This window comes from Amycolatopsis sp. SB7-3, from assembly GCF_041021335.1.
GTDB lineage: Bacteria > Actinomycetota > Actinomycetes > Mycobacteriales > Pseudonocardiaceae > Amycolatopsis > Amycolatopsis japonica.
The window spans coordinates 1,125,032-1,138,768 of sequence record NZ_JBFPJQ010000002.1; the positions used below are offsets into that span (position 1 = coordinate 1,125,032).

Genomic DNA, 13,737 nt, shown 5'->3' on the forward strand with positions numbered 1-13,737 from the left:
CAGCGGTGGCGACACGTTAAGCGGAACGAGCCCCTACAGGCAATTGTCCTGCCCACAATCCGGGAGGAAAATATGAATGCCAGGGAAACAAGAAATCCCTTGACCTCCCCCAGTCGGGTGACCCATCGCTCACGGACGGTGAGCGACTGTGGCACGGGAGTACCAGACCGGCTCGCACACCAGCGAAAAGTCCGGAAAACGCAGGTCACACCCTGTACACGAAGGACATTTACGTTCTCTTGATGCCTTCCGGTATTCGATTTCCCGTCGTAGCCTTCGTCGTGCCGCCCGGGTTCGGCGTTCCCCGACGCGACCCCGGCGCCCGCGTCCCACCGAAGGGACCACCCCTCCCCAAGGACCCTTCCGAAAGGGCTATTCATGGCTGCCCGAATTCGCGCTCTCGTCGTGTCCGCCGCCGCGGTCGCGACCATTTCCGGCACCCCCGGAGAATCGATTCAGGCCGCGCCCGCACCGCCTCCCCCCGTCGTTCCGGAGGCCGCCCTGCTGCCACCGGAAACCGTCCCGCACGCGTCCGCGCGCGACGGTTTCGACGTGGCCTCGGCACTGTCCACCCCGGACCGTCGAGAGAGCAGGGTCGACGTCGGTGGTTGCGAAGACGTCGTCCACGGCAGGCTGGTCGGCGACGGCGCCGCCGGCCAGGGCTTCCAGTCCGCGGTCCCCGGCGGCCAGGTCTCCGAACTGGTCGCCCGCATGACGAACCCACCCGATCTGGCGGCCTGGGCCGCGCAGGCCGGGCGGTGCTCGAAGGTGACGGTCGACGACGCGGCCGGTACCGCGGTGTCGACCGTCACCGTCCACCCGGCTCCCGTCGTGCCGGGCGCGAAATGCCTTTCCTACGAACAACTCCTGGCGCTCCCCGGACAGCCCCCCGAGCTGCCGGGACTGCGTCTGCGCACCGTCGCCATCGCCGCCGACGACGTGCTGGTCGTGCTTCGTGACGCCGGGACCACCGGCCTCGATCTCGACGCGCTCGCCGTCGACGCCTGGCGGCACGCCGCCGGTCCGCTCGGCCGCTGATCCCCCGCACCACCCGCCGATCCCCCGAGGAGACGTCATGTCCCTGGCCCCCGAAAACCTGCCCGCCACGGCCGGCTCAACCCTCCCCGACTGCCTGCGGCATTGGGCGGACACCGACGGCGACCGGCCGGCGGTCACCTTCACCGACTTCGCGACCGATCGCGCCGGGCGACGGCGGACGCTGACGTGGAAACAACTCAAGGACCGTGTCGACGCCGTCGCGAGCGCCCTGCCCGTCCGGGCCGGAGACCGCGTGGCGATCCTGTGCCCGCAGAGCGCCGAGTACGTCGTCGCCTTCCTCGGCGCGATCACCGCGGGCGCGATCGCCGTGCCGTTGTTCGATCCCGGGCTGCCCGGGCACGCCGGACGGCTCGCCGCAGTGCTGACCGACTGCTCCCCGACCGCGGTGATCACCACCGCCGCGCCCGAGGACGCGGTCCGCGAGTTCCTGGCGGGCCTGCCCGGCGGCGAGCACGTCACGGTCGTCGCGGCCGACAAGACGGGGCCCGTCCGCGCCTGGCCCGCCCCCGCCCCGGCGCCGGACGACGTGGCGTACCTGCAGTACACCTCCGGTTCGACGCGCAGCCCGGCCGGCGTGGTGCTGACCCACGAGAACGTGCTCGCCAACGTCCGCCAGGCGGTGCACGGGCTCGGGATCGCACCGACGGGTACCACGGTGTCGTGGCTGCCGCTGTTCCACGACATGGGTCTCGTCCTCGGCTTGATCACGCCGCTGGCGATGGGCATGCGATCGGTGCTGATGGATCCGCTGGCCTTCATCGAACGCCCGGTGCGCTGGCTGGAACTGCTCGGCGACCACAACGGCAGCTGGAGCGCCGCCCCGAACTTCGCGTTCCACTACGCCGCGAGCCGGGTGCGCGAGGAAGACCGCGCCAAGCTCCGTCTCGACCGGGTCGCCGCGATCGTCAACGGCGCCGAGCCGATCAACCCCGGCGTGCTCGACCGGTTCCACGAAACCTTCGCCGCAGTCGGGTACACCCCGGACAAGACCAGGCCCGCGTACGGGCTGGCCGAGGCGACCGTGTTCGTCACCACCGGCCCCGGCGTGCCGCCGAGGGTCACCACGTTCGACCGCGCCGCGCTGGGCGCCGGAACGGCACGGCCGTCGGACGACGGTCTCAAGCTGGTCGCCTGCGGTGTCCCGGTGGGCCAGCGAGTCGCGCTGGTCGATCCCGAAACCGGCGTCGCGCTGAAGGACGGTTCGGTCGGCGAGATCTGGGTCCACGGCCCCAACGTCGGCACCGGCTACTGGCAGAAACCCTTGGAGAGCACCGAAACCTTCGGCGCCAGGCTGACCGGCGACCACGAGGGGCTGCCGACCGGCCCTTGGTTGCGCACCGGTGACCTCGGCGTCCGCTACGACGGCGAGGTCTACATCGCGGGCCGGATCAAGGACCTGCTCATCGTCGACGGCCGCAACCACTACCCACAGGACGTCGAAGCGACGGCGGCCTCGGCCGACCGTGACATCCGCCCCGGCAGTGTCGCCGCGTTCGCCGTCGAAGGCACCGACACCGAAGCCGCGGTCGTCGTCGCCGAACACCGCGGGCACAGCGCGCTGACCACCGAGGACGAGCGGGCGCTCGCCGTGGCGGTCCGGCGGCTCGTTTCCGACGCGCACGGCCTCGCACTGCGCGACGTCGTGCTCGTCCCGGCGGGCCTGGTCCCGCGGACCTCCAGCGGCAAGATCGCGCGGAGCGCCTGCCGCGACCGTTACCTCGCCGGCGACTACGGAAAGGCCTTGGTGCGATGAGAAACCCGTCGTTCGACACCCCCACGCTGCGCCGCTGGCTGCTGGACACCGTCGCCGGGCACACCGGCGTCGACGCGGCCCGGCTCGAAGCCGACCGCCCGCTCAGCGACTACGGCCTGTCCTCCCGCCAGGCCGTCGGCATCGCCGCCGACCTCGAAGACCTGCTCGGCACCCCGCTCCCGGCCACCCTGCTGTGGGAGAGCCCGACCATCGACCACCTGGCCCGCTCGCTCACCGGCGGCACCGAGCCCGAACCCGAACCGGCGGGCACCGACCGTCGCCGGACCGATCCGATCGCCGTCGTCGGCCTCGGCTGCCGCTGGCCGGGCGCGGACGGCCTCGACGAATTCTGGGAACTGCTGCGCACTGGCCGCGACGCCGTCCGAACCGCGCCACCGGGCCGGTGGAGCGCTGACGCGGCGCCGATCGTCGGCGGATTCCTCGACGACGTGGCCGGTTTCGACGCGGACCACTTCGGCATCACCCCGCGTGAAGCGTCCACAATGGACCCGCAACAGCGGATGCTCCTGGAAGTCGCGTGGGCCGCGCTGGAACACGCTGGCATCGCCCCGGCGTCCCTGCGTGGCAGCCGGACCGGCGTGTTCACCGGGATCTCGACCCACGACTACGGCCATCTCACGATGGCGGGCGGCGGCGTGGATCTGTGGACCGCCACCGGCGCGGCCGGGAGTATCGCGGCCAACCGGCTCTCCTACGTCTACGACCTGCGCGGGCCGAGTATGGCGGTGGACACCGCCTGCTCCTCGTCGCTGGTCGCGGTGCACCACGCGGTCCGCGCGCTGCGCGACGGCGAGGCGGATCTGGCCTTGGCCGGCGGAGTGAACCTCATGCTGTTGCCCGGCCCGACGGCCGCGTTCGCCGCGGCGGGGCTGCTCGCCGAGAACGGCCGGTGCAAGACGTTCGCCGCGGACGCGGACGGCATCGCGCGTGCCGAGGGCTGCGGTGTCGTCGTGCTCAAACGGCTGGCGGACGCCGAATACGACGGAGACCGGGTGCTGGCGGTGATCCGCTCCACCGCGGTCAACTCCGACGGCCGGTCACAGGGTATGGCGGCGCCGAATCCCGTCGCACAGCAGGACATGCTGCGCACGGCGTACCACGGCGCCCGGCTCGATCCGTCCACTGTGGACTACGTCGAGGCGCACGGCACCGGCACGTTGCTCGGCGACCCGATCGAGGCCCGCTCGCTCGGCGCCGTGCTCGGCAAGGACCGCCCCGCCGACGCACCCCTGCTGATCGGCTCGGTGAAGACGAACATCGCGCACGCCGAGGCGGCCGCGGGCATCGCCGGGCTGATCAAGGTCGTCCTCGCGATGACCCGGGACGAACTGCCGCCTCAGCTGCACTTCACCGCGCCCAACCCGCATATCCCGTTCGACGACCTGCGTCTGAAGGTGGTGACCGAACCGACGCCGTGGCCGCGCCGGTCCGGGCGGGCCACGGCGGGCGTGTCCGCGTTCGGTTTCGGCGGGACCAACGCGCACGTCGTCCTCGAACAGGCGCCGCCGCCGGAGCCGGTCCCGGACCGCGGTGACGTCCGCATCGGACTGCTGTCGGCCCGCACCCGCGACCGCCTCACCGAACGGGCGACGCAGCTGGCGAACTGGCTGGAAGCCACGCCGTCGCTGTCCCTGGCCGACGTAGCCCACACGCTCGCCCGTCGCGACAACGGCGGTCCGCACCGCGCCGCCGTCGTGGCCGGGGACACGGCTGAGCTGGCCGAGCTGCTGCGCGCTGTCGGCTCCGGCGCCGATCCGCTGCCCGCGGGCGCGGTCACCGGCACCGCGCGGAGCACCGACGGGCCGGTGTTCGTGTTTTCCGGCCACGGCTCGCAGTGGCCGGGTATGGGGCAGGGACTGCTGGCCGCCGAACCCGCGTTCGCCGCCCAGGTCGACAAGCTCCACGACCTGTTCACCGAGCACACCGGCCGCTCGCTGCGCGCCCTGCTCACCAGCGGGGATCCCCTGTCTCTGCCCGAAACCCAGACGGCCATCTTCGGCACGCAGATCGCGCTCGCCGCCCAGTGGGAGGCACTCGGGGTCCGGCCCGCGGCCGTCCTCGGGCACTCCCTCGGCTCCGCGGCGGCCGCCGTGGTGAGCGGCGTGCTCACGCCCGACGAGGCCGTCCACCTGGTCGCGACCCGGGCCCGGCTCCTGGGCACCATCGGTCCGGGTGGCGCGATGGCGGCGGTCGAGCTGGCGCCCGAAGAGCTCGACCTGTACCCGGACATCGAACTCGCCGTCGAATCAGCGCCGGGTCAGCTGACCGTGGCCGGGGACGCGGTCGTGCTCGATCTGCTCGTGGCGGAACTCGAAGCGGCCGGGCTGAGGGCGCGGTTGCTGCCGGTCGAGGTCGCCGGCCACTCCGCCCGCGTCGACCCGGTACTGCCCGCGCTCCGGGAGGCGCTCGTCGAACTGGGCGGCCGTCGTCCCACGGTTCCTTGGTACGACACGGTGCTGACCGATCCGCGGGAGCTGCCGGACTTCGACGCAGGGTACTGGGCCGCGCATCTGCGGCGTCCGGTGCGGTTCCGGCAGGCCGTGGCGGCCGCCGCCGCGGACGGGCACCGCGTGTTCCTCGAAGTGTCGCCGCATCCGATCCTGCGGGGTTCGGTGGCGAGGACACTCGAAGCCGAGGGCATCGACGACGCGCTCGTCACCGGGACCTTGCGCCGGGGCCAGGACGAGGTCCGCGCGCTGGGCGCCGCCGCGGCCGAGCTCTACTGCGCGGGCACCCGGATCACCACCGCCGATCCGGACGACGGGGCCCGGCTGGTCGACGTCCCGCCGATGCCGTGGCGGCACGAACGGCACTGGTACACGACAACCGAAGAGGCGCCGTCGTTCGCGACCCGCACGCCGGAGCCCGAACCGGCGCGCAGTGGCGGAGGCGACCGGCTCACCGAGATCGTCGCCGCCGTGATGGGGCTGCGTCCCGACCGCCTCGACGCCCACGTCCCACTGGTGGAACTCGGGCTCGATTCCTTGATGGCGAACCGGATCCGCGAGGCCGTCCGCCGCGAGTTCGGCACCGAACCCGACTCCGCGGCCGTGCTCCGCGGCGCCACACTCGCCGATCTCAGCCGCGATCTCGCGCCCCGCGAGAACGAGGCGCCGCTGCCGCCGCGCGGTCGCGCCTGGGACGCGGCGGACCGGCTGGTGCTGCGCCTGTGGCAAGAACACACCGGCACCGAAGCGGCCGGAACACACGTCCGGCTGACCGAGACGGCCACACCGGACCGGCTGGCCGAACTGCTCGCCGCCGGGCTCGGCACCGAACTCGCCACGCCTGTCGACGCCACAGAACTCCGCCGGCACGACACCCTCGCGGCCATCGCCGACGTCGCCCGCGCGGTCCTCGACACGAGGGAGGAGCGGGGGCCGGTGCACGTCCTCGCGCCCGGCGAGCCCGGAGTCGCTCCGCTGCTGCTGTTCCACCCTGGCGGCAGCACGTGCACCGTGTACCGGCCGCTGCTGGAGCGGCTGCCCGCCGGTGTGCCGTGCATCGGGTTCGAACGCGTTCCCGGTGTCAGCATCGAAGAGCGGGTCGAGCAGTTGCTGCCGTTGGTGCGGGAACAACGTCGCGACCGGCCGTACCGGCTGGCGGGCTGGTCGTTCGGCGGGGCGCTAGCGTACGGGGTCGCCGCGCGGCTCGCCGATGAAGGCGAGGAGGTCGAGTTCGTCGCGCTGATCGACACGATGCTCCCGCTTCCGGAGCCGGACCTCGATGCGAGGGCGTCGTCGGCCCGGCGGTTCCTGCGCTTCACCGGATACGTCGAGGGGACCTACGGCCGCGAAGTGCGGCTCGGCCACGAGGAGCTCGCACCGCTGCCCGAAGAGGAGCAGATCGAGCTGACCATGCGGCGGGTCGCCGAAGCGGGCTTGCTCAGCCCCGGCGTACTCCGGCACCAGCGTCAGTCCTTTTTGGACACACTGGCGGCCGAACGCGGCACGCCCCGTCGCTACGACGGGCGCGTCGTGCTCTACCGGGCGACCGAGCAGTACGCCGCCGGGCTGGCGATGGAACCCCGGTATTCGCGCACGGATCTCGCGGCGGGCTGGGCGGAACTGTGCCCGGAGCTGGAGATCGTGCCGGTCGAGGCGCATCACCTGTCGGTGGTCGACCCACCCCACGTCGATGTCGTGGCGAGGCATCTGACGGGACTCCTGTGACCACGGCCCGGGCCGAGCGAGCGGTCGACCGCGCCTGGCCGCTTTTGGCAGTACTCGGCGCCGGGCTCTTCCTCGTGGCGGTCGACGCGACCGTGCTGCACGTCGCGTTGCCCGACCTCGTCCGGCAGTTGCGGCCAGGCGCGGCGGCTCAGGTGTGGATCGTGGCGATCTACCCACTGACCGCCGCGCCGCTGCTGCTGCCGTTCGGCACCCTCGGCGACCGGTACGGGCGGCGGCGCGTACTGGTCGCCGGGTACGTCGTGTTCGGGATCGCGTCGCTCGGTTGCGCGTTCGCGCCGAACGTCCCGGTGCTGCTGGGCTGTCGCGCATTGCTCGGCTGCGGCGGCGCGATGATCATGCCGGTGACGATGTCGCTGCTCCGCGAGCTGTTCCCGGACCAGCGGCGTCGCCGGACGGCGATCGCGGTGTGCAGCGGGATCGCGGGCACCGGCTCGGTGTTCGGGCCGATCCTCGGCGGCGTGCTCGTCGAGGTGTGGGGCTGGCGGGCCACGTTCCTGCTGAATCCGCCGGTGATTCTGGCGGCGGTCGTCCTGGCGCTGCGGTGGCTCCCCCGGAACCCACCCGGGCGGCGTCCGTGGGACGCGGCCAGTGCGGCGCTCGCGGCGGGCGGTGTCCTCGGAATCGCTTTCGCCGTCGGGCATCCGGGCGCCTGGACCACGGCCGTCGCCTCGGGCGTGACCGGGTGTGTCCTCATCGGACTGTTCCTGCGCCGCCAGCGCCGGACCGATCCACCGCTGCTGGACCTCGCCCTGTTCCGGCGGCCGGGCGTGCGGGCCGCGGTCGGCGGAGTGCTGCTGGTGATGAGCACACTCGTCGGGCTCGGCCTGCTGTTCGCCCAATACCTGCAGGTGGTGCTCGGCCTATCGCCCACAGCGGCGGCGGGCCGGCTGCTGCTCGTATTGGGCGCGTCGGCCGTCGGAAGCGTCGTGACACCGTCCCTGCTGGGACGCTTCGGCAACGCCCGGGTCCGGACGGCCGGGTTCGCGGTGGCGGCGGTCTCGTTGCTGGTCCCGGCGGCGGGTCCGGCCGCGCTGACTTCGCCGGTGCTGCTGGCTGCCGGGCTGACCGGGCTGGGTCTGGGGATGGCGCTCGCGCTCACGTCGAGCACCGACACCCTGCTCTCGGCGACGTCGGCGGACCAGGCCGGCGGTGCCGCGGCCGTGGAGAAGACCGGCTACGAACTGGGCGCCGGTTTCGGGACGACGGTGTTCGGTTCCCTGGCCGCGGCCGTGTACGCGGGCCATCTGACCATCCCGGCCGGCGTGCCCGAACCGGCGCGAGCGCTGGCGTTGTCAGGCCCGGCTCAAGCGGAGGCGGCCGTATCCGGCCTCACGTCGCATTTAGCCGACGAACTGCTCGACGCCGCGAAAGCCGCCTGCACCACGGGGCTTCAGGTGTCGGCGGCCGTCGCTTGTGGACTGTTCCTGGTGGCCGTGCTCGTCAGCTCGGGCGTGCCTCGTCGGTGAACTGCCCGGCGAACTCCCCGGTCGGCGGGATCTCCTGGATCACGTCGATCAGGACGCCGTTGGGGTCGGCGACGATGAAATGCCGCTGCCCGAACTCCTCACTGCGCAGGGAAAGCGCCTCGGGCAGCCCGGCCTCCCCGACCAGCCGCCGGTACTCGGCGTCGACGTCTTCGACCTCGAAGTTCAGCAACAGTCCCTGCACGGGTTTGCCCGCCCCGCCGGGAATGGTGTCGTGCCCCGGGGCGAGGATCGCGAGCTCCCACTCACCGCGTTTCAGGCTGACGTACCAGTCGGCCTCGAAGGTGAGCTCGAAGCCGAAGTGATCGCGGTAGAAGTCCCGTGTCTCGGCGATCTTCTCGGTCATGAGAACGGGATAGAAGCTGGTCAGACGCATGGTGCCGCCTTATCTCGTGAACAATACCGACCGTCGGTTTGTTTTATCGAAATTAGCCAACCGACGGTCGGTATGTCAAGATCCGGGCATGGCCCGCACGAAACAGCAGCAACGCGAAGAGACGATGGAGGCGTTGACCGCCACCGCCCGGCGGCTGTTCGCCGAGCACGGGTACGGCAAGGTCGGTCTGGAGACCATCGCGCAGACCGCCGGCGTCAGCAAAGGCGCGCTCTACCACCACTTCAGCAGCAAGGCGGAGCTGTTCCGGCACGTACTCGGCGTCGTGCAGCACGACGTCGGCGAGCAGATCGCGCGGGCCGCGGACGCCGCGCCGGACTCGTGGGCCGGACTGCTCGCCGGCTGCCGCGCGTTCCTCGCCGCCGCGACCGATCCGGAGACACAGCAGATCATGCTGCTGGACGGTCCGTCGGTGGTCGGCTGGCAGGACTGGCGCGAACTGGACGCGGAGTCGTCCGCCCGGCACCTCGCCGAAGCCCTGACCGGCCTCATGACCGAGGGCGTCCTGGCGAAGCGGCCCGTCGAACCGTTGGTACGCCTGCTTTCCGGCGCGATGAACGAGGCCGCCGTCTGGCTCGCCCACTCCCCCGACCCGAAGGCCGACCTCGCCGCGACCATGGACACCCTGACACCGATGATCGAAGCACTCCGCTGAGCCGAACTCGCGTGATTAGAGGCGTAACTCGCGTGATTGGGGCCGGATCATCGAGTTCGGCGTCCAATCACGCGAGTTACGGCTTCAAGCACGCGAGTCACGCGTCCGGGCACAACGCGAAAAGGCCCCACCCGGTGCCGGGTGGGGCCTTCACTGCGGTGGGCGATACTGGGATCGAACCAGTGACCTCTTCGGTGTGAACGAAGCGCTCTCCCCCTGAGCTAATCGCCCGTGGTACGAACTTCGGTCCACCGGAGGAAGCGAACCTGGTGCGCGATACTGGGATTGAACCAGTGACCTCTTCCGTGTCAGGGAAGCGCTCTCCCGCTGAGCTAAACGCGCGTGGTGTTTCGTTCGTACTGGAGACAGCTTAGCGGACCCCGTTTTCGGGGCCGCACAGGGGGTTCCCAATCCGCGAGGCTCAGGGTTTCGGCAGGCGGGACGCGATCGAGCCCGCGATCTCCTTCGCCCGGTCGCAAGGGCTTCCGCTCCCCTCGCGCGCCAGGAGCCGGACGGCGACGTGCTCGACCTCGCGGTCCGGCAGCGGCCGATGCTGCCACGTGACGACGCAGTTCGAGCCGCCGAACTCCCGCATGTCACCGGTGACACCGCTGCCGAGGTCGACCGGCGATCCCTCCGGCGCGTAGGCGCCTCGCTGCAGCTCGACGGTCAGCGTGTTCCCTCCACCCACCCACTCGCAGATCCGCAACGTCCGCGGGGCGGGCTGCGTGTTGGGCATGGCCTTGCCGAGCACCGCGGGGTCGGCGACCGCGCACGGGTCGAGCGGCAGGATGCTCGCCGGGTCACCAACGCGATCGACCTCGTGTGTGCGCAGCCGGGTGAGCGCGGCGCTCAGCATGTCGTCGGCGGCCTTGCAGGGATCGCCTTCCCGCCCCGGATGGGAGACGACGACGCCGAGCCGCCGGTCCGACGGCAGCTGCACGACCGAATCGCAGCCGCCGCTGATCGTGCTGCGCAGCAACGGCAGCCCTTCGGCCGTGCGGTCCGTCCGTTCGACACTGCTGGTGCTCACCCCTTCGCCGAGCCGCAGTTCGAAGCTGACGCCCTTGAGCCCGGTGTACTTGCAGCGCGCCGGGTAGATCGGGCTCGTTTCCGGTTTCAGGGTGCCGAACTCCTGCACGAACCGGCCCGCGAGCACCTTGCACGGATCCACCAGCCGTAGCCGTTCCGCAGCGAGCGCATCGTTCGCCGACAGCGAGGTGACCCCGGGATTCTCGGGTTTGGCGTGCTCGGCGATGGCGAGGCCGAGCGCGACCATCCCGCCCACGATGAGCAGGACGACCGCGGCGAGCGAGCCGAACAGGATCTTCTTCGTCCGCGGCGCCATCTTCTTGGGCGGCGGCCGCCAGATCGGCAGCGGGAGGGCCAGCACCGAACGCACCTCGGTGTCCTGCTGCCGGATCCGGGCGTGCACGGCCGGTGGCCAAGGCGCCGCACCGGGCGGCACGGGGCCGAGGAAGTCCAGGATCTGTTCCGGGGTCGGCCGCCGCGCGGGATCCTTGGCCAGGCACGGCTCGGCGAGCTGCCGGATCTCGTCCGGGACGGCGCTGAAATCCGCCGCGCCGTGCACGACGTTATACAGCGTTTGCGGTGCGGTCGGGCCGGTGAACGGGCCGCGGCCGGTCGCGGCCATGACCAGGATCGCGCCGAGGGAGAACACGTCGCTCGCGCCGGTGATCTGCCCGCTGGCCGCCTGTTCCGGGGACATGAACGCGGGCGAGCCGATGATCGCGCCCGTCCCGGTGAGGTCCTGCGCCTCCTCCGCCACCCGCGCGATGCCGAAGTCGATCACCCTCGGCCCGTCACTCGTCAGGATGATGTTGCTGGGCTTGAGGTCCCGGTGGATCAGTCCGGCACGGTGGATCTCGGTCAGCGCCGCGGCGAGCCCGGACGCCAGCAGCCGCACCGACTCGGCGGGCAGCGGTCCGGCCGCGTCCACGGCCTCCTTCAAGGACGGTCCCGTGACGAAGACCGAGGCGAGCCACGGGGTTTCCGCTTCCGCGTCGGCGTCCATGACCGCGGCCGTGTAGGCGCCGGAGACCAGCCGCGACGTGGCGACCTCGCGCCGGAACCGCTCACGGAAACGCGGGTCGTGCGCGAACTGGGCGTGCAGCTGTTTGACCGCGACGAGCCTGCCGTCCGGAGCGAGGCCGAGCACGACGCGGCCCATCCCGCCTTCGCCGAGTTCGGCGATGATCCGGTACGGGCCGATCTGCCGGGGTTCGCCGGGGTTCAACGGTTTCACTGACCAGCCCTAGGGTTTCGGAAGTTTCTGCAGCAGCACCCCGGCGAACGCCTTCGCCTTCTCGCAGGCTTCGTCGGCGGTCATCTTCGTACCACTGGTCCCGACGGTGAGCTCGACGTTCTCGCCGTCTCGGTCGCTGACGGACCGATGCTGCCAGGTCAGCGAACAGGTGGAACGGGCGACGCCGTCGTCCTTCTTCGCCAGGTACACCGTGGCACCGCCGAGATCCAGGGTGGCGGTCTCCGTGTAGTACGAATCCTTCGACTGAGACGGCGGGTACGCCCTCACCAGGCTCAGCCGGACACTGCCCGCCGCGTCGTACCTGCACTGGTGCAGATGTTCGCGGATCGTTTCGACGACCGGGCCGATCAGCCGGTCCGTCGTCACGGGGCCGACCAGCGCACACGGGTCGAGCGGCGCCAGCGTCCCGGTAGGCAGCTCGCGTTCCTGGCCGCCCGACCGGATCCGTTTCACCGCGTCGGTGAGCGCCGCCTTCACCACCGAACACGCGGCGTCCTTTGTGGACATCGAGTTGATATCGACGGTGAGCTTCGTGTTCGGCAGGCCGGAGACCGGGACGGCGACCGCGCACGCGTCGTCGGATCCCTTGACCCGCAATGGAAGTCCTTCCAGCTCGCCGCCCGCCTCGCCTTCGACGAGGTCACCGCCGACCGCGAGCTCCAGCCACTTTCCCTCGGGCGAAGAGTACGTGCACGAATCGAATTGCATGTCGATCTTGGAGCTGAGCTTGCCGAACCCGGGCACGTCGCGCCCTTTCAGGACCTTGCACAGATCGACCCGGCGCAGGTTGTCCGGGCCGAGCGGGTCCTGGTTGACCGGGGTGGCGATCGGCTCGTCCGGTTGCGGCGGCGAACTCGGCGCGACGGCCGCAGGCGGCGGATCGTCCGAAGACAAGGAGACCGCCGCGACGACGCCACCGACGAGCAGCACGACACCGGCCGCGGCGAGCCCGGCGTACAGGCCACGCCGGGCTCGTTTCGGCGGTGGCGGGTTCAGCAACCGCTGGACCTCGGCCTGTTGCGTCGCGATGAGGTGCGACACCACCGGTGGCCACGGGCTGGTGACCGGCGGGATCGGGCCCAGCCGCTCCAGCACCCAGGCCGGGGACGGCCGGTCCGCCGGGTTCTTCGCCAGGCACGGCTCGACGATCTGCCGCAGCTCGGGCGCGAGATGCCGCAGATCGGGGTGGACGTGGACGACGTTGTACAAGGTGTGCGGGGTGGACGTCCCGGTGAAGGGATTCGCCCCCGTCGCGGCCATCACCAGCAGCGCGCCGAACGAGAACATGTCGCTCGCCGGGGTCAGCGGTTTGCCCTCGGCCTGTTCCGGCGACATGAACCCGGGCGAACCGATGACGGCGCCGGTATGCGTGAGTTCGGAGTCGCCTTCGACGGCACGGGCGATGCCGAAGTCGATCACCCGGGGACCGTCGCCGGTGAGGATGACGTTGCTCGGCTTCAGGTCGCGGTGGATCAACCCGGCCCGATGGATGTCGCCGAGCGCCAGCGCGAGCCCCGCGGCGAGATGCCGGACCGCCATCGGCGGCAGCGGACCGCCGGCGGAGACGGCCTCGGACAAGGCCGGTCCCGGCACGAACACCGAGGCCAGCCACGGTGTCGGCGCGTTCGGGTCGGCGTCCATGACCGGCGCCGTGTACGCACCGGACACCAGGCGCGAGGTTTCGACCTCCCGGCGGAATCGCTCGCGGAAGCCGGGATCGTGCGCGAAACCGGGATGGACCTGCTTGATCGCGACCAGGCGCCCGTCGGACGAGGTCCCGAGCAGCACCCGGCCCATCCCGCCCTCGCCGAGCGCGGCGAACACCCGGTAGCGCCCCACGCCGGTGGGTTCGCCGGTGTTCAACGGCTTCACGAAGGCCCCCTTGTCCCGA

The 13,737-nt window shown here is 71.5% G+C and carries 8 protein-coding genes and 2 tRNA genes; 5 read left to right on the forward strand and 5 right to left on the reverse strand.

The window, feature by feature from the left end; all coding sequences use genetic code 11:
- Positions 1-378: 378 nt before the first annotated feature.
- The 4 genes from AB8M46_RS23355 to AB8M46_RS23370 are packed head-to-tail and all read left to right on the forward strand — an operon-like array spanning position 379 to position 8,492.
- The gene (locus AB8M46_RS23355; protein WP_394361569.1) at positions 379-1,038 is read left to right on the forward strand and encodes a hypothetical protein; all 660 of its coding nucleotides are present in this window, start codon (positions 379-381) and stop codon (positions 1,036-1,038) included.
- Positions 1,039-1,075: 37 nt separating this feature from the next.
- Positions 1,076-2,812: a fatty acyl-AMP ligase gene (locus tag AB8M46_RS23360; protein ID WP_394361570.1), complete on the forward strand. Its 1,737-nt coding sequence runs from the start codon at positions 1,076-1,078 to the stop codon at positions 2,810-2,812.
- Entirely contained in the window at positions 2,809-7,005 is a 4,197-nt protein-coding gene (locus AB8M46_RS23365; protein ID WP_394361571.1) for a beta-ketoacyl synthase N-terminal-like domain-containing protein, read from the forward strand. The genes AB8M46_RS23360 and AB8M46_RS23365 overlap by 4 nt, the downstream gene beginning before the upstream one ends.
- Positions 7,002-8,492, forward strand: coding sequence for an MFS transporter (locus AB8M46_RS23370; protein WP_394361572.1), 1,491 nt, complete (start codon positions 7,002-7,004; stop codon positions 8,490-8,492). The genes AB8M46_RS23365 and AB8M46_RS23370 overlap by 4 nt, the downstream gene beginning before the upstream one ends.
- Here the strand turns inward: AB8M46_RS23370 and AB8M46_RS23375 are convergent.
- Positions 8,467-8,886, reverse strand: coding sequence for a VOC family protein (locus tag AB8M46_RS23375; RefSeq protein ID WP_125736061.1), 420 nt, complete (start codon positions 8,884-8,886; stop codon positions 8,467-8,469). The genes AB8M46_RS23370 and AB8M46_RS23375 overlap by 26 nt on opposite strands.
- A gap of 88 nt (positions 8,887-8,974) precedes the next feature.
- Between AB8M46_RS23375 and AB8M46_RS23380 the strand changes: the two genes are divergently transcribed.
- The gene (locus AB8M46_RS23380; protein ID WP_125736062.1) at positions 8,975-9,559 is read left to right on the forward strand and encodes a TetR/AcrR family transcriptional regulator; all 585 of its coding nucleotides are present in this window, start codon (positions 8,975-8,977) and stop codon (positions 9,557-9,559) included.
- Between the two features lie 159 nt (positions 9,560-9,718).
- Here the strand turns inward: AB8M46_RS23380 and AB8M46_RS23385 are convergent.
- The 4 genes from AB8M46_RS23385 to AB8M46_RS23400 all read right to left on the reverse strand — a co-directional run bounded on the left by AB8M46_RS23385 (position 9,719) and on the right by AB8M46_RS23400 (position 13,718).
- A tRNA-Val gene (locus tag AB8M46_RS23385) sits at positions 9,719-9,790 on the reverse strand.
- Positions 9,791-9,826: 36 nt separating this feature from the next.
- Positions 9,827-9,901 (reverse strand) — tRNA-Val (locus tag AB8M46_RS23390).
- Between the two features lie 79 nt (positions 9,902-9,980).
- Positions 9,981-11,825 (reverse strand): protein kinase, encoded by a 1,845-nt coding sequence (locus AB8M46_RS23395; protein WP_394361573.1) that lies wholly within the window; start codon positions 11,823-11,825, stop codon positions 9,981-9,983.
- Between the two features lie 9 nt (positions 11,826-11,834).
- On the reverse strand, positions 11,835-13,718 hold the full coding sequence (locus AB8M46_RS23400; protein ID WP_394361574.1) for a serine/threonine-protein kinase: 1,884 nt from the start codon (positions 13,716-13,718) through the stop codon (positions 11,835-11,837).
- Between the last annotated feature and the right edge of the window lie 19 nt (positions 13,719-13,737).